The organism is Chitinophaga vietnamensis (assembly GCF_902167635.1).
Lineage (GTDB): Bacteria > Bacteroidota > Bacteroidia > Chitinophagales > Chitinophagaceae > Chitinophaga > Chitinophaga vietnamensis.
This window is the reverse complement of the sequence record NZ_CABHMS010000007.1, coordinates 132,170-157,693: the sequence shown is the minus strand read 5'-3', so window position 1 is coordinate 157,693 and position 25,524 is coordinate 132,170. Positions and strand designations below refer to the sequence as shown.

At 52.1% G+C, this 25,524-nt stretch carries 18 protein-coding genes; 14 read left to right on the top strand and 4 right to left on the bottom strand.

Annotation, left to right across the window (positions count from 1 at the left end):
• Complete coding sequence (locus tag FPG75_RS19315) at positions 1–3,084, bottom strand: SusC/RagA family TonB-linked outer membrane protein (RefSeq protein ID WP_143308936.1); 3,084 nt, start codon at positions 3,082–3,084, stop codon at positions 1–3.
• Between the two features lie 283 nt (positions 3,085–3,367).
• Between FPG75_RS19315 and FPG75_RS19310 the strand changes: the two genes are divergently transcribed.
• Both FPG75_RS19310 and xrtN read left to right on the top strand, forming a co-directional pair.
• Positions 3,368–5,863 carry an XrtN system VIT domain-containing protein gene (locus FPG75_RS19310; RefSeq protein ID WP_143308934.1) on the top strand — a complete coding sequence of 832 codons (2,496 nt, stop codon included), beginning with the start codon at positions 3,368–3,370 and terminating at the stop codon, positions 5,861–5,863.
• Positions 5,860–7,218: an exosortase N gene (xrtN, locus tag FPG75_RS19305; RefSeq protein WP_143308932.1), complete on the top strand. Its 1,359-nt coding sequence runs from the start codon at positions 5,860–5,862 to the stop codon at positions 7,216–7,218. Before FPG75_RS19310 ends, xrtN begins: the two co-directional genes overlap by 4 nt.
• Here xrtN and FPG75_RS19300 read toward each other — a convergent pair.
• Positions 7,160–7,807 (bottom strand): DUF4159 domain-containing protein, encoded by a 648-nt coding sequence (locus FPG75_RS19300; protein ID WP_201747988.1) that lies wholly within the window; start codon positions 7,805–7,807, stop codon positions 7,160–7,162. The two genes, xrtN and FPG75_RS19300, sit on opposite strands and share 59 nt — an antisense overlap.
• 77 nt (positions 7,808–7,884) lie before the next feature.
• Between FPG75_RS19300 and FPG75_RS19295 the strand changes: the two genes are divergently transcribed.
• The 9 genes from FPG75_RS19295 to FPG75_RS19255 all read left to right on the top strand — a co-directional run bounded on the left by FPG75_RS19295 (position 7,885) and on the right by FPG75_RS19255 (position 20,801).
• A complete protein-coding gene (locus FPG75_RS19295; RefSeq protein ID WP_143308930.1) occupies positions 7,885–8,883 on the top strand; it encodes an AAA family ATPase in 999 nt (332 codons plus the stop codon).
• A gap of 5 nt (positions 8,884–8,888) precedes the next feature.
• Positions 8,889–9,776: a DUF58 domain-containing protein gene (locus tag FPG75_RS19290; protein ID WP_201747987.1), complete on the top strand. Its 888-nt coding sequence runs from the start codon at positions 8,889–8,891 to the stop codon at positions 9,774–9,776.
• A 3-nt stretch (positions 9,777–9,779) separates the two neighbouring features.
• Entirely contained in the window at positions 9,780–11,114 is a 1,335-nt protein-coding gene (locus FPG75_RS19285; protein ID WP_317130754.1) for a BatA domain-containing protein, read from the top strand.
• Positions 11,107–13,212: a DUF4175 domain-containing protein gene (locus tag FPG75_RS19280; protein WP_143308926.1), complete on the top strand. Its 2,106-nt coding sequence runs from the start codon at positions 11,107–11,109 to the stop codon at positions 13,210–13,212. Before FPG75_RS19285 ends, FPG75_RS19280 begins: the two co-directional genes overlap by 8 nt.
• Positions 13,209–14,654: a hypothetical protein gene (locus tag FPG75_RS19275; protein WP_143308924.1), complete on the top strand. Its 1,446-nt coding sequence runs from the start codon at positions 13,209–13,211 to the stop codon at positions 14,652–14,654. The genes FPG75_RS19280 and FPG75_RS19275 overlap by 4 nt, the downstream gene beginning before the upstream one ends.
• 153 nt (positions 14,655–14,807) lie before the next feature.
• Positions 14,808–16,445, top strand: a complete 1,638-nt coding sequence (locus FPG75_RS19270; RefSeq protein WP_143308922.1) for a TldD/PmbA family protein — start codon at positions 14,808–14,810, stop codon at positions 16,443–16,445.
• Positions 16,446–16,455: 10 nt separating this feature from the next.
• Positions 16,456–17,790, top strand: coding sequence for a TldD/PmbA family protein (locus FPG75_RS19265; RefSeq protein WP_143308920.1), 1,335 nt, complete (start codon positions 16,456–16,458; stop codon positions 17,788–17,790).
• Between the two features lie 36 nt (positions 17,791–17,826).
• Positions 17,827–19,461, top strand: a complete 1,635-nt coding sequence (locus tag FPG75_RS19260; RefSeq protein ID WP_143308918.1) for a TldD/PmbA family protein — start codon at positions 17,827–17,829, stop codon at positions 19,459–19,461.
• A gap of 2 nt (positions 19,462–19,463) precedes the next feature.
• Positions 19,464–20,801, top strand: a complete 1,338-nt coding sequence (locus FPG75_RS19255) for a TldD/PmbA family protein (protein ID WP_143308916.1) — start codon at positions 19,464–19,466, stop codon at positions 20,799–20,801.
• 41 nt (positions 20,802–20,842) lie between these two features.
• On the opposite strand, the gene FPG75_RS19250 is transcribed toward FPG75_RS19255, so the two are convergent.
• Positions 20,843–22,282: an alpha/beta fold hydrolase gene (locus FPG75_RS19250; RefSeq protein WP_143308914.1), complete on the bottom strand. Its 1,440-nt coding sequence runs from the start codon at positions 22,280–22,282 to the stop codon at positions 20,843–20,845.
• A 33-nt stretch (positions 22,283–22,315) separates the two neighbouring features.
• Complete coding sequence (locus FPG75_RS19245; protein ID WP_236652839.1) at positions 22,316–22,729, bottom strand: hypothetical protein; 414 nt, start codon at positions 22,727–22,729, stop codon at positions 22,316–22,318.
• A gap of 91 nt (positions 22,730–22,820) precedes the next feature.
• Between FPG75_RS19245 and FPG75_RS19240 the strand changes: the two genes are divergently transcribed.
• The 3 genes from FPG75_RS19240 to FPG75_RS19230 all read left to right on the top strand — a co-directional run bounded on the left by FPG75_RS19240 (position 22,821) and on the right by FPG75_RS19230 (position 25,470).
• Positions 22,821–23,636, top strand: a complete 816-nt coding sequence (locus FPG75_RS19240) for an alpha/beta hydrolase (RefSeq protein WP_143308912.1) — start codon at positions 22,821–22,823, stop codon at positions 23,634–23,636.
• Positions 23,637–23,751: 115 nt separating this feature from the next.
• On the top strand, positions 23,752–24,528 hold the full coding sequence (locus tag FPG75_RS19235; RefSeq protein ID WP_143308910.1) for a porin family protein: 777 nt from the start codon (positions 23,752–23,754) through the stop codon (positions 24,526–24,528).
• A 72-nt stretch (positions 24,529–24,600) separates the two neighbouring features.
• Positions 24,601–25,470: an aldose 1-epimerase family protein gene (locus tag FPG75_RS19230; protein WP_143308908.1), complete on the top strand. Its 870-nt coding sequence runs from the start codon at positions 24,601–24,603 to the stop codon at positions 25,468–25,470.
• Positions 25,471–25,524 lie beyond the last annotated feature (54 nt).

Sequence of the window (25,524 nt, the reverse complement as noted above, 5' to 3'; positions counted from 1 at the left end):
TTAGAAGTTGAGAGTAGCACCGAAGGTGAAAGTCCTGGCTTGCGGGTAGGCCGCTACATCCACGCCGCGTTGGCGGTTGCCGTCGCTGGTACCGCTGGAACCGTTGCCGCTGAAACCCAGTTCTGGCGTCAATCCGCTGTAGTGGGTGAGGATGAAGAGATTTTGTGCAGCCACGTATACACGAATATCGGAGATGCCGGAGTGGCCCCATACTTTCGCGGGGATGGTGTATCCCAGCGCCACATTGCGCAGCGTGAAATAGTTGCCGTTTTCAACGAAGCGGTCGGAGGTGCGGTTATTCTGGTTGGCATTGCCGAGCGTCATGCGCGGCACGGTGTTGCTGGTGCCGGGGCCATGCCAACGTTGAAGGGCGTCTGCATAAAGGTTATATGGATAGTTAGCATCCATGCCTTGCATTTTGTCGGCATTGAAAAGTTTTACGCCGCTTACGCCTGCGAAAGACAGACTAAGGTCGAAGCCTTTCCAGCTGGCGCCTGCCTGTATGCCGTACACCATTTTCGGGTTGGGATCGCCGAGGTACACGCGGTCTTTTTCATCGATCACGCCATCCCCATTTGTATCCAGGAAACGCACGTCGCCAGGCTTGATGCTGCCTTTGTTCGGGTCTTTCGCGATGTTGGGATCTTTGTCGATATCAGCCTGTGTTTGATAGATGCCATCGGTTTTCCAGCCATAGAAAGAAGCGATGGGCTGGCCTTCGTAGGTGCGTGATATCTCTTGTCCCTGGCGGCCATACAATGAAGAAGAGATATAGCTGCCCGCTTCATACAAGCGTGTAACGCGGTTTTTGATGAAGGAAGCATTGGCGCCGATGTTGTAATGGAAATCGCCATTGCCGCCATTGTAGCTCAGTTCCACTTCCCATCCTTTGTTATTCAGTGCGCCGATGTTCCGGTCGGGGATATCGGCGGTGCCGTGCAGATCCAGTTCTGGCGCGGGTACCAGCATGTCGGTGGTATTTTTGTTGAACCAGGTAACAGTGGCATTGAGTTTATTCTGGAAGAAGCCCGCTTCAACGCTGATGTTGGTCATCTCTGCTTTCTCCCAGGTGATGGCGGGATTGGCGAGACGGGCATTCCACACGCCGGTGTAAGGGTTATCACCGAAAGCATAGCGGCGATCTTTATTCACTGGCGCGAGGAATTGGAAATCGGCCACATTCTGATTACCCAGCTGTCCCCATCCACCGGTGATCTTCAGGTTGCTTACAAATTTCACATTATTGCGGAAGAAGTCTTCGTCTGAAACGCGCCACCCTGCGGAGAAAGCGGGGAAATAGCCCCAGCGTTTATCCGGCGGGAAGCGGGAGGAGCCGTCTGCACGGAAGGTGAGGGTGAGGAGGTATTTATCTTTATAGCCATAGAAGCCTCTTACAAATCCTGATGCGATGGCGCTGGCAGGATTGAAGTTGCCGGTGGCGTCGTGGATATCATTACCATTGCTAAGTACGCGCTGGTCGGGCGATTCATCGTTGAAGCCCCAACGGTCGGCACGGAAGAAATAGCCATTGAAAGTTTGCTGAGAGTAACCGCCGGTAACGGTGATATGATGTTTCTGTGCCAGTATTTTGTTGTAGGTGAGGAAAACCTCTTCGAGCTGCGAGCCATTGGTTTCGCTGCGGTTCCAGAGTTCGGCATGGTCGCGGGTGCGGGTCTGGTCGAGCACTTTAGGGCTCCAGCTATATTGGTTGATGATGCTGCCATCATAGGCGTAGTTGCCACGCAGGGTGAGGCCGTCGATGATCTCAAGTTCGGCATATACGTTGCCGAGCATGCGGTAGTTTTTGATCCAGCCATCAGACGTTTCAGCGGTATACACCGGGTTGTTGATATCGCCGAGTTCATTGCTGGCTTTGGAAGAGCCCCAGCTGCCATCAGGATTATGTACCGGGATGGCAGGGTTGAAGCGCAGCGCGCTGAAGATAAGGCCTGTTTGCGAAGAGTAGGTATCGAAGCCGTTGTTTTCGCGGTAGGTGAGCTGCAGGTTTTCTCCTATCTTGAAACGCTTGCCCAGCTTGTGTTCTGAGTTGATGCGCACAGAGTATCTTTTGAAATAGGTGTTAACGATCAATCCTTTCTCATCATAATATCCTGCGCTGAACATATAGTTGGAGCGGGCGTTGCCACCGCGCAAGCTGGCATCTGCGTTGGTAACGCTGCCGCTGCGGAGCAGGGCACGTTGCCAGTCGGTGCGTTGCGTGCTGTAGTAAGGGTCCTGCCAGAGCGGATCTACGGGCACGCCATCGTTAGTATAGCGTTCGCGTTTGAGCATGGCCAGGTCGGGTGCGGTGAGCAGGTCTACATAGCGGACGGTATTGGAAACGCCGCGATATACGTTCACGGTGGCTTTGAGCTTTTCGCCATAGGTACCTTTTTTAGTGGTGATGATCACTACGCCGTTGGCGGCGCGGGTACCGTAGATGGCGGAAGAGGAGGCATCTTTGAGTATCTCCATGGAGGCGATATCATTCGGGCTTACGTCACTGATGCCGCTGGCGGGCACGCCGTCGATGATCACGAGTGGTTCGGAATTGTTGATGGTACCGGTACCGCGTATACGAATACTGGGGGTAGTGCCGGGAGAGCCGTCGGAGCGGACGATGTCTACGCCGCTTACGCGGCCCTGAATGGCCTGTGCGGCATCACTTACGGGCAGGTTTTTGATATCGCTGCCTTTTACAGACGAGATGGTACCGGTTACGTCGCGTTTGTTCTGCACGCCATAGCCTACTACCACTACTTCGCCAAGACCTTTAGTGCTGGCCTGTAAGGATACATTGATCACCTGCTGGCCGTTGATGGCGATGGTTTGCGCCTGATAGCCCACATAGGTGAAAGACAGGTTGGTGGCGGTTTCCGGTACTTTGATGCTGAAGGCGCCTTTGGCATCGGTGCTGGTGCCGGCCCCGGTGCCAGCTGCGGTGACAGTTACGCCCGGTAGTCCGTTACCATCATCAGCACTGGTGACCTTGCCGGTGATGGTCTTCTGGGCGAAGGCGGCGGTGGCTGCAAATAATAGCGTGAGCAGCAGCAAGCCTTTTCTGTAAAAGAGTGATAGCCTCATAAGGAAATAGATAAAAGGTGAATGAAAGTGTGTGTGTTGACTGGAATGAATCGCTGGTAGGTGTTGGTTTTTCGTTAGAACTAAATCGATTGAGCAAATGGTGATAATAGCTACACGTTTTTCATATTCTCGGACGAAAGATAATATTTTTGATGAATGGTAGTAGGGGGAGGGGAGTTATTTTTTCTTTCTGTTCTGCTTATCTACTCCAAAAAATAAAATATACTTTGTATTGCAAAGTACTTTTTATTTTATAGTTTTGTGCTGTTCTAAACCCTGTATCATGGAAAGCACTGTTTCAAAGCCGGACAGCATCTGGTGGATAGGCCTTGGTTTGCTGCTGATGGCGTTCGGCGTGTTCTGCACCGGCGTTATTGTCAGCGATGAATTTTCTCTCTTCCTTGCGGTACATATCTTCACTGGTATTTACCTTGTCATCTATCTGGCATCTGGTAAATGGCGAAGAGGGAGAGGTGGAATTACTCACCTGTCATTATTGCTGGGCATGTTGATGATCGACGCATGGTTGATGAACAGGGAGATGAAAGTGTTTGACACGCCGGTACCCTGGTTTACCATTATGAATGTACTCATCTGTGTAAATGCCATCCTGTTGCCCTTTTCGGGGCAGTGGCCTCAATGGATAAGGATACTACTGAGTATTGTTACTGGATTATCGGTTAGCTTGTTGTGCTATCTCTCTATCTTCTTGCTCCCCTTGTACCCGCTCAGTGTAATTGGCTGTATCCTTTTCCTTTTTTCAATTGTTACCTTTTGTCCTCTTTTTTATCTGTGGTTGAATGTAGTGGCGATAAAAAGATTTATATGGAGAGATAAATATTGCCGCTATGCCTGTTTGGGTACGATCGCGGCCGCAGCGTTATGGACGGGCATATTTTCCATTGGTTACGTGATCGACAAGAACGGGATGGAACGCATTTATTCCATGCCAGTCAACAATCAACAAATGAGCGTACCAGCCTGGGTGCCGGTGGCGCAACGTATGCCAAGCGGCCGCATGGCGGAGCTGGTGCTGAAATGCGGTATTACTTATAGCGCACCGGTAGCTGATTTTGGCGAACTGGATTGGGTGCCAAAACGCTACAACGAAAAACGGATGCATGATCCTTTATTAATGATCGCCGCATTTTTTGGCGGCCGCTCCATTATCAATGAAGAAGACCGTATCCGTTTGCTGGAAGTAATGTACGACAAGCGCCATCAAGCTACTGAGCAATTGTGGAGCGGCGACGGCTTGCACACCACTGACGTACAAACCCGTGCGGAGGTGTGGCCCGACCAGCATGTGGCTTATACGGAACGCACGATCAGTGTAAGAAATAACAGCGAAGGCTGGAGCAATACGGGAGAAGCGCTCTATACATTTTATCTTCCTCCCGGCGCGACCGTCACATCGCTTTCCCTGTGGATCAATGGCAAGGAGGAGAAAGCCTTGCTCACCACAAAAGATACCGCTGTTAAGGCTTACACGCAGATAGTACGGAGAGAGAGGCGTGATCCGGCCGTCGTGCATTGGCAGGAAGGCAACCGTGTTACATTGCGGGTATTCCCTGTTACACGTGGAGAAGCAGAACGCAAGTTCAGGATCGGTATCACCTCGCCCTTACAGTTGGATAATAACCAGCTTGTATACCAACCAGGCTGGTTTGAAGGCCCCGACTGGCACGGCGCACCGGAACGGGTAAAAGTGATGCTGGCCTCCACTCCGCAATATATAAGCCTGCCTTACGGTTTCGGCCGCACCAATAATGAAATTGACTACAGTGGTAGTTATAGTAATGACTGGGAGCTGCGTTTCAGCAACGAGAAACCACCACGCGGCACTTTTACGTTTAGTGGTCAACGTTATAGTATCTTGTCTTACCAACCTGCCTTCGAACATTTCATCCCGGATGAAGTTTATCTTGATATCAGTAACAACTGGACATATGCAGCATATACAACACTATTGCAGGCCCTGGGCAAAAAGCCGGCGTATGTTTTCCATCCGGTAAAAGGCAAAACACTGATCAGCGCCGATAACAAGCAGCAGTTGTTCGATGAACTGCACCGTAACCGTTTCTCTTTATTCCCTTTCCAGTTATTGCTTTCGCCTGAAAAGTCGCTGGTGATCACCAGTTCGGGGAAATATGCTCCACAGCTGAGTGACCTGGATTCATCGCAATTCCGCAACGATGTCCGCGCTTTCTTCTCGCAGCGCCGGGTGCGGGTATTCGACCTGGCCGCTCGCCCTTCTCCCTATCTGGCAGCCTTGTGGGATACCAGGTCGCTGATATACGACAGTGGCGATCTGCGCGCCCTGCTTGCACAAATGAGTCAGGGCATTTTCCTTCGGTTGCAGGACAATGCCACCGAAGTTACTTTACCTGCCGCCGGTATCAGCATTGTACAAACAGCCGATACAACGCTGCCTGCTTGTACGGCGCCCGACCACCTGGCCCGGCTGTTTGCTTTCAATCATGTAATGCAGCAGCTGGGGCCGAAAGCTACGGACGATCATCCTGCTTTTGATCCGGCATTGTTGGCAGAGGCGCAACAGGCCAATGTGGTGTCGCCTGTTTCGAGTCTCATAGTACTGGAAACGCAGCAGGACTATGAGCACTTCAATATTTCCGAAAGCATCAATAGTTTGAAGAATGCAGCGCTGCGGGGCCATGGAGCGGTACCGGAGCCGCATGAGTGGGCGTTATTTATCGTAGCGCTGTGCTTCCTGGGGTATGTGCGTTATGGCAAACTGATCATCAAAAAAGAAGCATGATAACGTTAATGTATATACGCTACCGGATGATTACAGGCGGCTTGCTGATAGTCTTATACGCTATAATGATGATCCAGCGTTTATCGGATTATTTCCAATGGCGGAGCGCCGCCTTTGCATTGGGAATGCTTACAGTGGCTGTTGTTTGGAGAGTTGAGCGGCAAAGCGCCGGCAGTTTCCGTTTTGGATGGATATCTGCGATATGCTTGCTGCTGGCCTTTCTACTGCCAGTATATACTTTACAATATGCAGCCTTGGTAACCGGCCTGTTTTTTATTGTGGAAACGTTTTTCGGCAGAATAGACAAACTCCTGATCCTGGCGGCGTTATTCATCGCCCCGGTAATGGAATATGCTGCAAACGTTTTCAGCTTTCCGGTGAGATTGTGGTTGACGGCTGTGGCAGGAAAGATGATCAGCTGGACAGATCCACAGGTACATACTGCGGGCAATCTGATCATCCGTGGCGACAGGGAGTTTGCGGTGGACCCCGCCTGCATGGGTTTACAGCTGACCATTACCTCGCTGCTTTGCTGCCTCATGGCAGTAGCGATTTATCAACGCCGCTGCCAGCGGAGCTTGCCGTGGATGCCGTTGCTGGCGCTGATCGGCGTGGTATTGTTGCTGGACCTGGTCGCCAATCTTTGCCGGATTATCGTTTTAGTGATGTTTGCATTACCCCCGGGAACAATGGCTCATGAGTTTGTAGGGCTTGTTTCGCTGGGTATTTATACCATCGCTCCCATGGCCTTTCTCGTAAAATGCCTGCTGTATCGTTACGGCAAACCGCCGGTAACGCAAACGTATGCCCGCCGCAGTAGGCAATGGTGGCTATTATGCCTGGCGCCGGCCACAATACTCCTGCCCAAAAAGCTGACAGAAAAGAGCAATATGAAAACGTTTTCATTGCCTGGCTATGAAAGCACACAGTTGACAACAGGCATTACCCGCCTCTATTCCCAGGAGGCGCTCATCTATATCAAACCTATACCAGGATTTTATTTTACGGATCATCAACCTATGATATGCTGGAAAGGAAGCGGGTTTGAATGCAGGCAAATGCAACAAGACAATATAGATGGCGTAGATGTATATACCGGCATATTACAACGTAATAAAGAGAGATTATACACAGCCTGGTGGTATGAGAATGGTTTTCACAGAAGTATCAGTCAGCTGGAATGGAGATGGGATGCGCTTCGCAGCGGCCGTCATTATTATCTCGTAAATATCACCACAGCGTCGGAAACATTATTGCGGGAGAAAGTTCATGATTTTCTCCATATCTGCCGCATCCCTACTGCATCGCATACACCACAATATTCACCCCGAACTTCGTATTATCCTCTGCCATAAAACGCTTGTTCCTGAAATCATAATCCCATTCGCAGCCATAGTCTTTATTGCTGTACAGCACACCGATGCGGCCATTCACCTCAATCGCCTTGAGGTATTCATGTACAAGGTCATCTCCCCAGCCATTGAGTTCAAAGCTGGTATTGGGCGGACCTTGCTCGAAACGGAAAAAGGAATGATAGATAGGGTGGTGCTGTGGTATCTTTTTAAGCGCGCCTTTGCCAAACAGGCTAGCCATCTGCGTTTCAAAGGAGCGGGCAAAAAGCCCGTCGATATCATGGTTGCAATCGTCTACAAAAACAAAACCGCCACGCAGCACATATTGTTTGAAATTATTGGCTTCCTGCGCATCAAATTGTACGAGCTTATGGCCACTGAGATAACAGAAGGGATACTGAAATATCTCTGCACTGCCAAGGTCGATCACCTTCTCTTGTGGCGCTACAGGAATAGTGGTGTATTCGATCAGCGAATTGAGGATGTTGGAAGGCATCCGCTGATCGGTGTCCCAGTCGCCCGACCGGTATCTTAGTCTTACAAAAGTAAATACGTTCCCTTGCATGCGCTTATCCTTGGCTGTTACCGTCAATCTAATTTATTTTTTAAATTTCATCTTTTTATTTCAAATTTAAAACAATAGCTTTCTAACAGCTAACGCGTTACTATATGCTTAATGAGAAAACGTTGCAACAGTTGCTGGACAAACTGCCGCGGCTGAAACAAGAGATACGTAAGGTGATCGTAGGACAGGAAGCCGTGCTGGATGAAGTGCTGGTAGCCTTGCTGGCGGGTGGCCATTGCCTGCTCGAAGGCGTGCCGGGGCTGGCCAAAACATTGCTGGTACGCACGCTGTCGCAAGCGCTGCACCTGCCTTTCCGCCGCATACAATTCACCCCCGATCTCATGCCTACGGATATCATCGGTACGGAAGTGCTGGAAGAAGATCATGCTACCGGCAAACGTTTTTTCAAATTCAACAAAGGACCGCTCTTCGCTAATATCATCCTTGCTGATGAGATCAATCGTACGCCGCCGAAAACACAATCGGCCCTGCTGGAGGCGATGCAGGAATTTGAAGTGACTTATGCAGGGCAAACGTATGCGCTCGACAAGCCATTTTTTATTCTCGCTACACAGAACCCGATAGAGCAATCCGGCACCTATCCTTTGCCGGAAGCGCAGCTCGACCGCTTTCTTCTGTACATAAAGATCGGCTACCCTTCCGAGCAGGAAGAAACTGCGATCCTCACAGGTACCACCGGCACACAACAAACTGTGATACAGCCTGTGCTCGATGGCGAGGAGATCCGCCAGCTGCAACAACTTGTGCGCGAGGTGTCCATCGATGCCGACCTGGTCAGTTATGTAAGTCGCCTGGTGCGTGCCACCCGTCCGGATACTACCGTCAACGCCTATGTGAAAGAATGGGTGAGATGGGGCGCCGGCCCACGTGCCGGACAAGCGCTCATCCTAACCGCCAAAGCATTTTCGTTGTGCCGTGGCCGTTATACCGTCACGATAGATGATATTAAAGCAATGGCCTTTCCTGTGCTGCGCCATCGCATCCTGATGAACTTCAGGGCCGAAGCCGAAGGCGTAACGCCCGACCAGGTAACCGCCACCTTGTTACAACAGATCGAAAGAACTGCCACCCGCTTATCCTGATCATTATGAGCCGCCTGCTGGACCCGAAAACGATACTGGCCATCAAAGACCTGCCACTCGCCGCAAGAACAGTGGTGGATGGCTTCATGGCAGGCATCCATACCAGCAGGATGAAAGGCGCCGGACTGGAATTCAGCCAGTACCGCAGCTATCAGCCCGGAGATGACCTACGTTGGCTCGATTGGAAAATGTACGCACGGTCCGACCGCTACTATATCCGCGAATCCGAAATGGAAACAAGTATCGCGGTACGCCTGGTGATCGATGCGAGCAACTCCATGCGCCACCAGGAAGAGGGGATCGTGAAGATCGAATATGCCCGCTACCTTGCGGCTGCCCTGGGCTATCTTTCCCATTTACAGGGAGATGCCACCGGACTGTCCGTGCTGCAACAGGGACAGCTCGTCAATATGGACCCACGCCGCGAAGCGCAACAGATGGCCCGCTTCTACTACCAGTTAGAACAGATCAGCTCCGGTGGACGCTTTGCCGCGCCCGCACATTATCGTGATCTGATAACGGGAACGAATACACGCCAGCTGATTATTTTCATTACCGATTATTACGAGCGGGAGGGAGAGATCACCGCGCTGCTGCAAACACTGGCAGCGCAACGCCATGAGGTAATGGTGTTCCAGCTACTGGGCCGGCAGGAGAGAGAAGGGCATTTTACCGGGTATCAGGCAGTGGAAGACCTGGAGACAGGAGAGATCATGGCGATAGATAATATCGCTAACGGGGAAGACTATACGAATAATTTCAATCAATATATTAACGCCTTGCGCAGCCGCCTGCTGGAAAAGAATATCTGGTACAGGCAGCTGTGGCTACAGGAACCGCTGGATACCGCCCTGCGCGATGTGCTGAACCAGCGCAATAAAATGAGGAGATAAGTATTGCTGCAATTGCTACAACCCATATGGATGCTGATGACTGCCGGGATCGCTGTTCCGGTGTTCATTCATTTGTGGCGCCGCCGCCCCGGCAAAGTGCTCAAAGTAGGCAGCGTACAGCTGTTACAGGCGGCATCTGTACGGCATGCGCGCAGCACACGTATTTCAGAATGGTGGCTCTTACTGCTGCGTTGCCTGCTGATCCTGCTGCTGGCATTGCTCTTGTCGGCGCCCGTATGGCAGCAATCCATCGATGCCCGCTCACAACGCGGCTGGGTACTGGTGGAGAAAGGCGCCTATCCTCATTTTCAACATACAGTAGATTCGCTGTTGCAGGCAGGCTATCGTTTGCATAACTGGGACACTTCTTTCGGCAGCACCAATGTGCAATCCTTGTCAGGCATAGATACCGCGCAAATACCCTATTGGCAGCTGTTAACTCTCTTGCAAGAGAAAGTGCCGCCCGACCTGCCGCTTTACCTCTTTACCGGCAATCGCCTCAGCCGCTTCTCCGGCGCACGCCCGGAACTGGCCCTGCAACTGCATTGGAGCACCTACACTCCCGCAGACTCCATTACTCACTGGAACGCCTATACGTATCCTGTTAGCAAGGATAGCGTTTATACGATTACCGGCGCCGCTACACCCACCGGTGTGACTTATACCGGCAAAACGGCTGCAGGCAGCGATAGCGGCATCTGCCGCATCAGCATCTTCGCAGATAATAACGCCGACGCAGCTTATGTGGCTGCGGCATTGCAAGCCTTGCAGCAATACACCCGGCGGAACATGCAGGTGGAAGTGGTTACGGCAGCGGCGCAATTACCGCCTTCGCCAAACTGGCTCTGGTGGCTGTCAGAAAAGTCCCTGCCGCCCGGTGTCAAAGCCTTGCATACCGTGCGCTATGCACCTGGCAAACCACAGTATTACCACGCTTATTTACAAGGTTCGGACATCGCCGTAAATGCGCATATCCCTGCAAACGATAGCGCTGCCTTATGGCGCGACAGCTACGGTAATTCCCTTTTGTCTGCTAACGGAAACGATTATACGTTATATACCCATATCCATCCCTCATGGACTGAAATGCCCTGGAGCAGCGTATTTCCGCAATACCTGCTGCCGCTTTTCTTCCCGGAACAGGATACCCTGCTGCAAGACCGCCGCCAGATAGCGCCGGACCAAATAATGCCGGCACAAAAAGAGCCCGGTAATACCAACAAGTCATTCACGGTGCTTAGCTCCCTGGAACAGCCCTGCTGGATACTTCTCCTGCTGGTTTTTTGCATGGAAAGATATCTGTCTGCCAGACGGAAAAAGGAGGATGCACATGAATAACGCAAGAGGATATACGAAGATAGAAAGCGTCCGCCGCCGCTGGAACATCATCAAACTGCTGGCCATCCTGCTGCAATCCTTGGCTGTAGCGGCGCTCGGCTGGTCGCTGTTCGGCGCCCGGGGCATATGGGCGAGTATAGTCGCACTGGCCTTGCTGCTGTATCTTTTCCGGCGCAAACCTTTGCAAAGGGAAGAGGTAGCGCGTTACCTGGATCAAACGTTTCCGCAGCTGGAAGACAGTTCCGCACTTCACCTGCTCCCATCGGCAGCGTTGAACATGTTGCAACGTTTGCAGCTGGAAAAAACAACCGGGCCAATGGAGCAACTATTGCTACCCCGCAGTTTCTATAAACCGCTGCTGCGTGCTGCCGTAGTATTACTGGCAGCCATGGTTGCAAGCGCGGCGATCCGCTACTGGCGGCCATCATGGCAGCAGCGGGCCGCTGCTGCTGACCAAACAACTATCCCCGAAAAAATATTGCCCGGCATCACGCAGGTGAAAGTGCGGATCATACCACCCGCATATACGAAACTACCTGCCCGCGAACAGGCCGCTTTTCATATCAGGGCGGAAGATAGTGCCCAACTGCGCTGGGAGCTGCATACCAACCACGCCGTGAAGCAGCTGGCATTGCTTTTCAGCGACAGCACCCGTATTAATCTGCAACCCGATGCCGACAGCACTACGTGGACGGCTACACGCCTGCTGCAACATCCCGGCTTTTACCAGGTGCAGCTGGACAAAGATCTCTCCGAATTTTATCAGCTGGAAATGATCCCCGATCAGCCGCCCACCGTGAAGATCTCATCGCCACAACCTTATACCGTCATCGACTTTGGCATGCCATTAAAGGTAGCAGTGAAAGCCGCCATTGCCGACGACTACGGCATCCGCGATGCCGTGCTCCACGCCACTATTACCAGCGGCAGCGGGGAAGCCATACGCTTCCGCGATACCCAGTTCGTATTTGACCAGTCACTGAATGCCCACCTGCCGCGTTATGAACTGAGCCGTCAGCTCAACCTCGGCGCATTGCACCTCCAACCCGGCGATGAGCTTTATTTTCATATAGCCGTTACCGATAGCCGCCGCCAGCAAACCCTGTCAGACGTTTATATCGTTACCCTGCCAGATACGGCCCAATTGTTCAATCTCGAAGGAGTGGCCAACGGCGTTAACATCAAACCGGAATATTTCCGCAGCCAGCGGCAGATCATTATTGAAACAGAACAATTGATAAGGGAGAGAGACAGTTTGCCGGTAGAGAAATTCAAAGACCGCAGCAATGGCCTCGGCACAGATCAGAAGCTGCTCCGCCTGCGCTACGGCAAATTCCTGGGCGAAGAGTCGGAATCTAATGTAGGCGATTCCCGTGTAGCGGAAGAAGACGATCACGACCACGGTCAGCATGCGCCGGAAAAAAATGATGCCAGCGATTTCGGTAATGCCGCTAAAATACTGGACGAGTTTACAGACAAGCACGACAATGCCGAAGATGCATCTTTCTTTGAGCCAGCCGTAAAGCAGCAGCTCAAAGCCACGCTCAATGAAATGTGGAAAGCCGAATTGCAATTGCGTCTCTTCAAACCGCAGGACGCCCTGCCTTTTGAATACAAAGCCCTGCGCCTGCTCAAGGACCTGCAACAGAAGTCACGCGCATACGTTGCTAAAACAGGCGTGAAAACCACACCGCTGAAACCGGAGAAGCGCCTCAGCGGCGAGCTGGATAAAATAGACCCGTTGGTATTGAAAGATGAAATGCAGGTAAAAGACGATAAGCACATACTACGTATAGCCTTGTCCGTGTTAGATCATACAGGTCCGTACGATGCGGCTTCGCTGGCCGTATTGCAGCAGGCATTGCCGGCGCTCGGCAGTCGCGCAGCGGCGGAGCCGGCAGCCTTCCTGCCAGCCATGGAGGCGCTGTCGCGCATCGTGCAGGGCAAAAGCAAAAGTGCGACGGATGCCGCCGCCGCACAGCGGGGGCTTTTGAAAATGTTGCCGGCGCCGCTTGCGCCGCAGCCGGATACGCGCACGCCGCAAAACCGCCTGCAACAATACTATTGGAAAAACCTTTATCAGCGCAAAGGAACATGAACTATTGGAACGATATCGTGATGGGCGCCGGCATAGTGCTACTGCTGGTGTTGCTGCGGCAGGAATACCGGCGGCCCGGTAAACGGCGCCTTCTCTTCCGGCTGATAGCCACCACCATCGCGGTAGGCAGTCTCGTGATGTTAGCATGGCCTGTTTATCTTCCCAAAAAAAATACAAGGCCCGCAAATAATGTCCGTACTCCGGAGCAGGCATCGAAAAATGGGTTCATCGCCTGCAACTGGCCACAGCGCCTCGCTTATGGCAAACCTTTGCAGATAAGCGGCCGTTACCGCAATGGCAGCAATGCCGCAGTATGGCTGCAACTGCGCTATGCAGGCCTTACGCAAGACTCGCTGAAAATACCTGCACAAACAGATACTACTTTTTCCCTGCAAACGTTTCCGCCATTCCTGGGGCCAGGCGAATTCGAGCTGAGGGCAGGCAAGCGCAGCGCGCCCGTGCCTGTGGAAGTATTGCCGGTAAAGCGTTTTGGCATACTGTTCCTCGCCGCATCGCCGGATTTTGAAAACCGCTTCCTGGCCGACTGGCTCGGAAAAGGACAGCAGGAGGTAGCCATGCGCACCTTGGTGTCGAAAGGAAAATATGCCACGCGCTTCTTCAACAGGAAAACGATACCGATAGACGTTAATGCCGCCCTGCTCGACCAGTTCGCCCTGGTGATCGCCGATAAACAAGCATTGACCGCCACGGAGTGGAATAACGTGAACGCCTACACGCGTACGCACGACCTGGGCCTTATCATCCGCGGCGACAGCGCCGGCGCCGGCAGTCGCGCCGTGAGCCTGCAACTGAGTGGTGGCGAACGGCTACCGCCCATTGCCGCAGATCCCGCACTGGCAGGGCGTTCCGGCAATACAAAGGTACCCTTGGTGAAAGACAGCGCCGGTAACATATACGTGAGCATGACGATGGAAGGAGCAGGAAAACGTTTGCAGTCGCATATCAACAACACCTATACCTGGCAACTGGCAGGAGAGGAGCGCGCCTATAGCCATTACTGGTCGGCCCTGATCAACGCCGCTATGCGCAGCGAGGAAACGCCCGCCGCTATTACCCTTTCGCCTCAACTGCCAAGGGTAAATGAACCGGTAACCATTACCCTCGCCACCACAGATACTGTAGCAGCGCCGGTGGTAGCCACTAAGAACGGGAATGTTTACCTCGCACAGCACCTGTTGCTGCCCGGCGTATGGACGGGCCGCTACTGGCCCTTGCAAAGCGGCTGGCAAAGTTTCACGGTGGCCGGACAAACCACGCATGGCTATATTTACCAAGCGAGCGATTGGCCGGAATTGATGCCGGAAAAAGCGGAAATGCCTGCCGCCACTGCCAATGCGGCCCGGAAACGTTTGCCCCTGTGGTACTTTGCCCTTGCCCTGGTACTTTCCTGCGCAGGGCTGTGGATAGAGCGGAAATTGTGACAAACGGTTTAAAATAAACAGAAAAAAAATATAGCTTAGGACAATGGTTTGAAGCTATGAGAACACATCTCCGTTATGTGTGTTGCTGTATTGTTTGCAAACCTTTGCCGTATCAACTTAATCTAAATCAAATCTAAACCGGAGGACTTTCTATTGAAACGTAAAGACTTTATCCAGCTTTCCGCAATGGGACTGGGCGCCCTCATGATGCCGAAATTCGCTGCATTCGGCAACCCTGTTGATCCATCCCGTTTTCTGAATGATGGCATCGACGTAAAGGTGAAGAAACAACTGGCGGATGTAGCGCTCAACGCAGCCCGCGCTAAGGGCGCCACCTATGCAGACGTTCGCATAGGACGCTATCTCAACCAGTTCATCGTTACCCGCGAAAATCGTGTGCAGAACATTGCCAACACAGAATCTTTCGGGGTAGGCATCCGCGTAATTGCCAATGGCTGCTGGGGCTTCGCCGCCACCAACAACGTGACGAAAGAAGAGATCGCCAAAGCCGCCGAACGCGCCGTAGCAGTGGCCAAAGCCAACTCCCGCGTGAAGGCCGATCCCGTGCAACTCGCGCCACAAGAAGGCTATGGCGAAGTAGCGTGGAAAACGCCCATCCTGCAAAATACCTTCGCCATCCCCGTGAAAGACAAAGTAGACTTGCTCCTGTCGGTGAATGACGCAGCCCTCAAAGGCGGCGCTAACTTCGTCAATTCTGTGATACTCGCCGTCAACGAACAGAAATATTTCGCTTCCACCGATGGCTCCTACATCGATCAGGATATTCATCGCATCTTCCCCACCTTCACCGTCACGAAAACAGATCGTAGCACCGGCAAGTTCGAAACACGTAAATCGCTCAGCTCACCGGTAGGCATGGGATACGAATACCTCACTGCCTCCGCCGCGGATAAAGTGAGCGGTGTAGTAACACGCTACCGCAACCGCTACGATATGCTGGAAGATGTGAAGAACGCCACCGCGGATGTAGAACAGAAGCTGAAAGCTAAATCAGTAGAGCCGGGCAAATACGATCTCATCCTCGATCCTTCACACCTCTGGCTTACCATCCATGAATCCGTGGCGCACCCCACAGAGCTGGACCGTGTGCTCGGCTATGAAGCCAACTACGCCGGCACCAGTTTCCTTACGCTGGATAAATGGAGATCAGGCAAATTTAACTTCGGCAGCAAACTGGTGAACATCGTGGCCGACAAACTCCAACCCGGATCCCTTGGCGCGGTAGGCTATGACGATGAAGGCGTGAAATGCGGCCAGTGGGACCTCATCAAAGAAGGAGTGCTGGTTAATTACCAGGCCATCCGCGACCAGGCACATATCATCGGGTTGAAACATTCGCAAGGCTGCTGCTACGCCCAAAGCTGGGCGGATGTGCAGTTCCAGCGCATGCCCAACGTCTCCCTGCAACCCGGAAAAGAAAAATTAAGTGTAGATGATATGATCAAAAATGTAGAGAAAGGCATTTACATCATCGGCGACGGCTCTTTCTCCATCGATCAACAACGATATAATTTCCAGTTCGGCGGACAAACATTCTATGAAGTCAGGAACGGAAAAATCACCGGTATGCTCAAAGATGTAGCCTACCAGGCCAATACACAGGAGTTCTGGAATAGTTGTACCGCGATCGCCGACAAGAGCGACTACCGCCTTGGCGGCGCTTTCAATGATGGCAAAGGCCAGCCGGGCCAGTCGAACGCCGTATCGCACGGCAGCGCCACCACCCGCTTCAATGGTGTAAACGTAATCAATACTGCAAGAAAAATCTGATTCAAGCACAATGGCTATACTACATAAAGAAGAAGCGAAAGCGCTGCTGCAAAAAGTGCTTTCTTACTCTAAAGCAGACGAATGCGAAGTGAGCCTCCGTGGCACGGAAGGCGGTAATATCCGCTATGCGCGCAACGCCATCTCCACTGCAGGAGATATCAGCACCCTCACGCTGTCTGTTACCTCTACCTTTGGCAAACGCTCCGGCAGCGCCACCATCAATGAATTTAACGATGCGGCCCTGCAGCGCGTGGTGCAACGCGCCGAAGAACTCGCGAAGCTCGCCCCCGAAAACCCGGAATACATGCCGCTTTTAGGGCCAGCCACTTTCAAAGAGTCCATCGCATTCGTGCCGGCTACCGCCGCTATCACACCGGATAACCGCGCGGATGCTGTAGCAAAGAGCATCGAGGTGGCCAAAGGCGCCAACCTTGAAGCCGCCGGCTTTATCGAAAATACCACGGCCTTCAATGCCGTGCTCAATTCCAAAGGACTTTTCGCATACGATGCAGATACCGGCGTGGTGTTCACCATCACCACCCGCAACAGCGCCGGCACCGGCTCAGGCTATGCCGCGCGCGGCTTCAACGACGTATCCAAACTGGATACTTACGAGGCCACGAAAATAGCCGCTGCCAAAGCGAACAGCTCCGCCGCCGCCAAAGCGCTGGAACCAGGCAAATACACCGTGATCCTCGAACCCGTAGCCGCTACCTACATGCTGGAAAATATGTTCCGCGGCCTCGATGCCCGCAGCGCCGACGAAGGTCGCAGCTTCATGAGCAAACCCGGCGGCGGCAACCGTTTGGGCGAACAGCTCATGGATGAAAAAGTAACCATCTACTCCGATCCCTTTCATCCGGAACTGCCATCGTCTACCTGGAGCCGCGAAGGACAAGCGCTGGAAAAGATCAACTGGATCGAGAATGGCAAAGTTAAAAACCTGATGTACTCCCGCTACTGGGCAGAGAAAAAAGGCGTAGCCCCCGTGCCCATGCCTTCCAATATCATCATGCAGGGCGGTGATGCCTCCCTCGAAGAGCTGATCAAAAGCACCGAGAAAGGGATACTTGTATCCAGGCTGTGGTACATCCGCCTGGTGGATGCCCAGACCCTGCTGCTGACGGGCCTCACCCGCGACGGAACTTTCTACATCGAAAACGGGCAGATCAAACATCCCGTTAAAAATTTCCGATTTAATGAAAGCCCGGTGATCATGCTTAACAACGTAGAAGCCCTGGGCAAGGCAGAAAGAAGCGTGAGCGTGGAATCTTACAGAAGCTATCTCATACCGCCAATGAAAATCCGTGACTTTACATTCACATCATTGTCGGATGCCGTATAAATCGTCATTCTAAAAACCAACAAAAAAGTTGCCGCAATGAAAAGAAGAGACTTCTTACATTACGCCGGCATGGGCATCGGGGCAGGAATGCTTTCGCAGATACCCATCGTCGGAAAGGCGATCCCCTTGGAAACTCCATGGTATAATGTAGATACCTCGAAGAAAAAGGAGATGGCCGATATTGCCCTGAATGCCGCCCGCAGCAAAGGCGCTACGTACACGGATGTACGAATTGGCAGGTATCTCAACCAGTATATCATCACCCGGGAAGACAAGGTAGAGAACATCGTGAATACCGAATCCTTTGGTATCGGTATCCGTGTGATCGCCAATGGCAGCTGGGGCTTTGCTGCCACCGACCAGCTGGATCGTGATAACATCGCTAAAACCGCTGCCCTCGCAGTGGCCATCGCAAAAGAAAATGCCAGGTTGCTTACCACCCCCGTACAACTCGCGCCACAGAAGGGTTACGGCGAAGTGAGCTGGAAAGCGCCTATCGAAAAAAATGCTTTCGAGGTACCCGTGAAAGAAAAAGCCGACCTGCTGTTGTCTGTCAATGATGCAGCCCTCAAAGGCGGCGCTAACTATTGCGGTTCTTATCTCTTCCTGGTGAATGAACAGAAATATTTCGCCAGCAGCGACGGCTCTTATATCGATCAGGATGTACACCGCATCTGGCCTACCTTCCAGATCACCAAGATCGATGCCGCCACCGGCAAGTTTGAAACCAGGCGTGCGCTCAGCGCACCCCGCGGCCTCGGTTATGAATACCTCATCCCGAAAGAATCCGAGAAGATCAAAGGCGTCACTACGTTGTACCGTGACCGTTATGATATGCTGGAAGATGCCCGCCAGGGCGCCGCACAGGTAGGGCAGAAGCTCAAAGCCAAATCTGTAGAACCCGGTAAATATGATCTCATCCTCGATCCTTCGCACCTGTGGCTTACCATCCATGAATCGGTAGGACACCCGACAGAATTGGACCGCGTACTGGGCTATGAAGCCAACTTCGCCGGCACCAGCTTCCTCACGCTAGACAAATGGGAATCGAAGAAATTCAACTTCGGCAGCCCTATCGTAAATATCGTGGCAGATAAACTGCAACCCGGCTCTCTCGGCGCCGTAGGCTACGACGATGAAGGCGTAGGCACCCAGAAATGGGACCTCATTAAAAATGGCGTACTGGTGAACTACCAGGCCATCCGCGATCAGGCGCACATCATCGGCCTGGATCATTCGCAGGGTTGCTGCTACGCGCAAGGCTGGTCGGATGTGCAGTTCCAGCGCATGCCCAACGTATCGCTGCAACCCGGCGCCGCCAAACTCACGCCTGCGGAGATGATCAAGAATGTAGAGAAAGGCATCTTCATCGCCGGCGATGGCTCTTTCTCCATCGATCAGCAACGTTATAATTTCCAGTTTGGCGGACAGATATTCTACGAGATCAAAAACGGCGAGATCGTAGGCATGCTGAAAGATGTAGCTTACCAGAGCAACACACAGGAGTTCTGGAATAGTTGCAAAGCGATCGCGGATGCCCGCGACTACCGCCTCGGCGGCTCTTTCTTCGATGGAAAAGGCCAGCCACAGCAGGTGAGCGCCGTGTCACACGGTTCTTCCACCGCCCGTTTCAATGGAATCAATGTTATTAACACCGCCAGAAAAATTTAATTATGCCTCTACTCACGAAAGAAGAAGCGCAGGCATTATTGAAGAAAGTGCTTGCCTATTCCAAAGCAGATGAATGCCAGGTCAACCTCTATGGCATCGACGGCGGCAATATACGCTACGCCCGTAACGCCGTATCTACCAGCGGTGGCAATAGCAGCGGACAGCTGCAAGTGTCTTCCGCCTTCGGCAAAAGGCTGGGAACAGCCACCATCAACGAATATGATGATGCTTCGCTGGAAAAGGTAGTCCGCCGCTCGGAAGAGCTGGCGCGCCTCGCCCCGGAAAATCCTGAATACATGCCTTTCCTCGGCCCGCAGGATTATGGTCCTGAAGCGCCCACCTTTGAGGCAGCCACTGCTGCCATCGATCCGAAATTCCGCGCAGAAGCCGTAGGCAAGAGCCTGGAGATATCCAAAAGCAACCACCTCATCGCGGCCGGATTTCTCGAGAACGATGCAGCCTACAGCGCCATCATGAACACCAAAGGACTGTTTGCCTACAGCACCAGCACCAATGTCAACTTCAACGTGACCCTGCGCACGGAAGATGGCACCGGCTCCGGCTATGCTTCCCGCGGCTATAACGACGTTAACCAGCTCGATGTAGCCGCCGCCACCAGCATCGCCGCTAAAAAAGCCGCCGGCTCCAAAGGCGCGAAAGCACTGGAACCCGGCAAATATACCGTGATACTGGAACCCGCTGCCGGCGTCGTATTGCTGGAACAACTAGCTTTCAACATGGATGCCCGCAGCGCCGATGAAGGCCGCAGCTTCCTCAGCAAACCCGGTGGCAAAACAAAGCTGGGCGAGAAAATCATGGACGACAGGGTCACCATCTATTCTGATCCCTGGGACAAACGCCTTCCCACCACTCCCTGGAATGGCGATGGCCGCCCGCAGGAGAAAACAGTGTGGATCGATAAAGGCGTCGTGAAAAATATGTACTACTCCCGCTTCTGGGCGCAGAAGAATAATGTGAAAGCCGTACCAGGACCAGATGCCATGATCATGACAGGCGGCGACGCTTCCCTCGAAGACCTGATCAAAAGCACGGAGAAAGGTATCCTCGTAACGCGCCTCTGGTACATCCGCCCGGTAGATCCGCAAACGCTCTTGTTTACAGGCCTCACCCGCGACGGGACTTTCTATATCGAAAATGGTGAGATCAAATTTCCGGTGAAGAACTTCCGCTTCAACGAAAGCCCGGTGATCATGCTCAATAACCTCGAAGCATTAGGCCGGCCGGAACGCATCGTGAGTAGCGAATCCAATGCACATGCGCTCATCCCGCCCCTGAAGATCCGCGATTTCACTTTCACTTCGCTGTCCGACGCTATATAAATATCAACGTTTGGAACGTGCTGCTACAGCGCGTTCCAAACTTATTGTACTATCACTTCCCCGACCGGAGAGACTAACTTCTTATAAGGATCAGCCATAAACAAATCAAGAAAACTGGCCCCTTTCACCCCAAAACCTGGGCCATGGCCACGGTCGTGGATCAGCAGTAACTGACTGTTAGGCATTGTTCGTTTGATAAGCACATTGTAGAACGAGGGGCACCAGGGATCAATATCGCCCGCAGAGATCAATGCCGGCACATTGGAATATACCGGCGTTTTAGCGCTTGCCGGCTCCGGTTGTACTTCCCAACATTTACATATGGCATGATTCACGTTGTTGAAGGCATAACCTGCAAACCAGGGCAGCACCTCGTATTGCCGCCGGACAAGGTCTTCGCTGGAATAGGCGATCTGCTCCGAACAATATACCGACAGGCGCATGCCATAGGCCAGCTGGGTATTATCTGAAAATACATTATCCAGGCTCTCTTTCACATAGGCTTCATGATGGCCGTTTATCAGTTCCAGCATCACGAAGGGCACTTCTTTCACCTGCCTTTCATTCAGGCGGTCGATCACTGCATCCATCAATTGCTGCTTGGTATAATCTACCAAGATATCTTCATTCGTTTTCTTTACCAGGTAATGCATCGTGAAAGTTTTACCTGTAATGTCTGTAAAGTATTGATGGAAGCGGTTCCGGAGGTTTTTGTATACTGCCTGTGCGGAGTCTTTTTCACAATGGCTGAACACCTGTTCAAGTGCTTCATTCATATTGAAAAGTGCATGCTCTTCATAGTTTACAAAACCTGGTAAAGGGGAGTTGAGGAGGAGCGCCTTCACAGCTTCCGGATGATTTCTGGCCACGGTAAGCATCAATCCACCGCTATAGGAGATACCTACCAGGTAGAGTGAATCGAGTGTGAGCGCTTTGCGCAGATCATTGATATCTTCCGCACTCTCGATAGTATTATAGGCAGAGAGATCAATGCCTTGTCCGGCAAGCCTTTTGCGGCAGGCGCGCAGGGCCAGTAGCCGCATGCTGTCTACGGATAGCCGTTCCCGGTAGGCCCTTTGTATGGCAGGCTGCACTTCTTCGCAAGTAAGACAGGGAACGGTATTTTTTGTGCCGCGCTGATCGAGGAAAATAAATCCACCGTAGCTCAGATAATCGGAACGATACTTCACTTGCGTAACTTGACGGGTAGTACTGTATCCCGGGCCGCCGGTACATAGGAGCGCGATGTTTTTGTGCGCATCCTGCGTGTCTCTCCGTATAAAAACAAAAGGCAGTTTAATCGTGCGGCCACGGGGACCTTGCCGGTTCTCCGGTACAATGAGATAGCCGCATTTCGCTACTACGCCGCTATCTATTTTTATCATGCAGGGGCCATATTCAATCTTTGGCGTATAACCCTGCGCTGCCACACTGGTCGCAATAGCAATAAGGATCAATGTTAACAGAGAAGAGCGTTGCATGAGATGGTGGATTGTCTTCCTGAATATAATAAATTATACGATCTCCTCTGTCTCTTCTTTATGCCTGGGCTGATAGTACAGGTAATAATACGCCAATATCAATACCCCGATCGTAAATGGTATCACCGCCAGGTGTTTGTATGTGATGCCGCCATACACATGGTGTTCATCGAAATGGAAAAATTCGCTGATCATCCAGTAGGAGTTGGCGCTGATCCATACGGTGATAGCCAGGTTATGACATAGTTCCGCCACAAACTGCCGGGTGCGCCAGGCGATCACGATGGAGATGATGAGGGTAGGGAAGATCATGGCAATGCCCAGCGGCTTCCAGATCATACACCAGCTCACATCTTTCAGTAACCAGAAAACGATGTGCAGGTTCTCCATTTTGCGGTAGCTTAAGGGAATGCTGTAAACCGGTGATGAAGGCTTGTCTTCACGCATGTTGATAGATTGGTGGATTGGTTGAATGTTGATTGCTTTCTCTCGGGGCACAAAGATATTCTTTATCTTCGTTTTGTTCCAATAATCAGCAATGAACGATTTTTACTGGTCTTCCCACAACACGCGTTTTCATGGTATCAACTGGATACCGGCAGATTTTTCCAGGGTGATGATCATGGTGCATGGCATTGGCGAGCATGTGGGCCGTTACAGTCATGTAGCGGAATACTTCATGCAGCAGGGTTATGCGGTAACGGGCATCGATCATTATGGCCATGGCAAGAGCGATGGCAGGAGGGGCGCCTCCCGCGGAATGGAATTTACCTTCGATTATCTGCAGGCTTTTGTGGCCCATGTAAAAGACCTGTATGGCAAGCCGGTAGTGATGTACGGGCACAGCATGGGCGGCGGGATACTGACCGGTTTTCTCTTACAGCGTCAGCCGCAGCTGCTGGCGGCGGTGATCTCCGCGCCGGCGCTTATCATCGGCATGAGGCCGGGCCCCTTGCTGAAAGGCTTGCTGCGCGTGCTCAGCGCGCTGGCGCCCAACCTGCGCATCAAACAAGGCCTTGACATCAACAAGATATCACATGATCCCGATGCCGTGCAACTATTCCAGCGCGATCCTTTGCGGCATGATAAACTGAGCCTCCGACTCGCAAACGATATGATCCGCAACGGCGCCTGGTGCCTGGAACATGCGCAGGAACTTACCACCAGATCTTTGCTCATCCACGGCGATGCCGACGCCTTTACCGCGGTAGAAGGCTCCCGGCTGTTTGCGCTGCGCGCGCCCGCCACGCTGCTCACCTACAAAGAATGGCCCGGCAGCTATCATGAACTGCATAATGAAACGAATAAAACCGCAGTGTTACAATTCATTTGTGAATGGCTAAGACATGTGTAGGGATTTATGGATTTATGGATTTTTTGATTTACGGATTTGATGGCCCGCTACCGCTCTTCAAATCCGTAAATCAAAAAATTCGAAAATCCCTACATTTGTGGCTTAATTCATCATTATGAAAATCCCTTCATTTAAATTCCTCGTGGCCGCATCCCTGTTGATGATCGGCATGGAAGCCAGTGCACAGGTTGATATCGGCGCAAGAGGCGGTATCAGCATTCCTAAACTCTCCGCGGGAGGTAACGAAAAAAATCCTTTGAACAGCGGCTATAGCTCAAGACTGGGGCCTGATTTCGGCGTTTTCGCAGAGTATCATGTGAGTAAACTTTTTTCCGTACAGGCCATGGTAGAGTATTCATCGCAAGGCGGCCAGAAGAGCGGTTTACAGGCTTATCCCACACCCGACGAGATGAAGCCTTACTTCGCTCCCAATCCGGCGCCTACCTACCTTTACGCTGATTTCAAGAGCGAAGCCAAGCTCAATTACCTGATGGTGCCCATCCTTGCTAAATTTGGCTGGGACCTCGGCAAGCAATCACCCTGGCGCCTATACGTAGATGCAGGCCCGTTCTTCGGCTTCCTGCTCTCTGCCAAACAGGTGACCAGCGGCAGCAGCGCGGTATTCCTCGATCCTGAGGGTAAACAACCCATCACGGCAGCAGGTACACCGTCCTTCGATGCCACCAAGGACATCAAAGACCAGTTGAACACTTTCAACTTCGGCATCAGCGGAAACATAGGACTGGCCTATCATTTCAACCGCAGCCAGATATTTGTGGAAGGCGGCGGTAACTACGGCTTCCTGAATATCCAGAAAGGGCACGACAACGGTAAGAACAATACCGGCGCCGCCACCGTGGTGTTAGGATATGCCTATCGCTTAGGTAAATAAGGCTAAAAGCCCTTGAAACGCCAGGAGCGCTTCAAGGGCTTTTAGATTATCTTTGCTAAAACACCCATCCACATGGTTCGCATTTCCAACGAAAAACTCACCGTCGCCATCGCTGAAAAAGGCGCGGAGCTGCAAAGCATCGTGCGCAACGATAACCACCTCGAATACTTATGGAGCGGCGACCCTGCCTTTTGGGGCAAGAAGAGCCCGGTACTGTTCCCCATCGTAGGCGGACTGAAAAACAACACTTACCATTATAACGGACATGACTACACGCTGGGCCGCCATGGCTTCGCCCGTGATGAAACATTTGTAGTAACAGAACAAGGCGATAACTACGTAGTATTAGCCTTAGCGCACAACGACCATACGCTCAAAGTATATCCTTTCCATTTTATTTTCAGTGTGAGATATATGCTGGAAGATGACCAGCTGCAAGTAAGTTATCATGTAAAGAATATGGGGCATGATGTGATGTTATTCTCTGTAGGGGGGCATCCTGCCTTCCGGGTGCCGTTGACGCCCGATACCGTTTACACCGATTATTATCTTCATTTCAATAAAGAGGAAACCGCGGGCCGCTGGCCTTTATCTGCCGCAGGCCAGATCGAAATGGCGCCGGCTCCTTTGCTGCAACACACGCAGGAGCTGCCTTTATCAAAACCACTGTTCTACGAAGATGCTTTAGTATTCAAAGGGCTGGCTTCTACCGCTATCAGCATCCGTAGCCACAAAACGCCTCACGGCCTCACCCTCGCCTTCGACGGCTTCCCTTACATGGGCATCTGGGCCGCCAAAGATGCCGACTTCGTCTGCATCGAGCCCTGGTGCGGCATCGCCGACAACGTCAACGCCACCGGCGAACTCGCCGCCAAAGAAGGCATCCATTCACTCTCTCCCGGAGAAATATTTGAAAAAACGTGGACAGCCACATTCTATTGATGCGAAGGTTGTCTTGCTCAGGATTATTTTGATTTTAAGGATTACCAGGATTTT

Bases quoted from the DNA above. Each gene is read 5' to 3' on its own strand.
- FPG75_RS19310 (WP_143308934.1), top strand. From the start codon at position 3,368: ATGGAAAGCACTGTTTCAAAGCCGGACAGCATCTGGTGGATAGGCCTT.
- FPG75_RS19250 (WP_143308914.1), bottom strand. From the start codon at position 22,282: ATGCAACGCTCTTCTCTGTTAACATTGATCCTTATTGCTATTGCGACC.
- FPG75_RS19275 (WP_143308924.1), top strand. From the start codon at position 13,209: ATGAACTATTGGAACGATATCGTGATGGGCGCCGGCATAGTGCTACTG.
- FPG75_RS19260 (WP_143308918.1), top strand. From the start codon at position 17,827: ATGAAAAGAAGAGACTTCTTACATTACGCCGGCATGGGCATCGGGGCA.
- FPG75_RS19230 (WP_143308908.1), top strand. From the start codon at position 24,601: ATGGTTCGCATTTCCAACGAAAAACTCACCGTCGCCATCGCTGAAAAA.
- FPG75_RS19315 (WP_143308936.1), bottom strand. From the start codon at position 3,084: ATGAGGCTATCACTCTTTTACAGAAAAGGCTTGCTGCTGCTCACGCTA.
- FPG75_RS19290 (WP_201747987.1), top strand. From the start codon at position 8,889: ATGAGCCGCCTGCTGGACCCGAAAACGATACTGGCCATCAAAGACCTG.
- FPG75_RS19295 (WP_143308930.1), top strand. From the start codon at position 7,885: ATGCTTAATGAGAAAACGTTGCAACAGTTGCTGGACAAACTGCCGCGG.
- FPG75_RS19240 (WP_143308912.1), top strand. From the start codon at position 22,821: ATGAACGATTTTTACTGGTCTTCCCACAACACGCGTTTTCATGGTATC.
- FPG75_RS19280 (WP_143308926.1), top strand. From the start codon at position 11,107: ATGAATAACGCAAGAGGATATACGAAGATAGAAAGCGTCCGCCGCCGC.
- FPG75_RS19265 (WP_143308920.1), top strand. From the start codon at position 16,456: ATGGCTATACTACATAAAGAAGAAGCGAAAGCGCTGCTGCAAAAAGTG.
- FPG75_RS19255 (WP_143308916.1), top strand. From the start codon at position 19,464: ATGCCTCTACTCACGAAAGAAGAAGCGCAGGCATTATTGAAGAAAGTG.
- FPG75_RS19235 (WP_143308910.1), top strand. From the start codon at position 23,752: ATGAAAATCCCTTCATTTAAATTCCTCGTGGCCGCATCCCTGTTGATG.
- FPG75_RS19245 (WP_236652839.1), bottom strand. From the start codon at position 22,729: ATGCGTGAAGACAAGCCTTCATCACCGGTTTACAGCATTCCCTTAAGC.
- xrtN (WP_143308932.1), top strand. From the start codon at position 5,860: ATGATAACGTTAATGTATATACGCTACCGGATGATTACAGGCGGCTTG.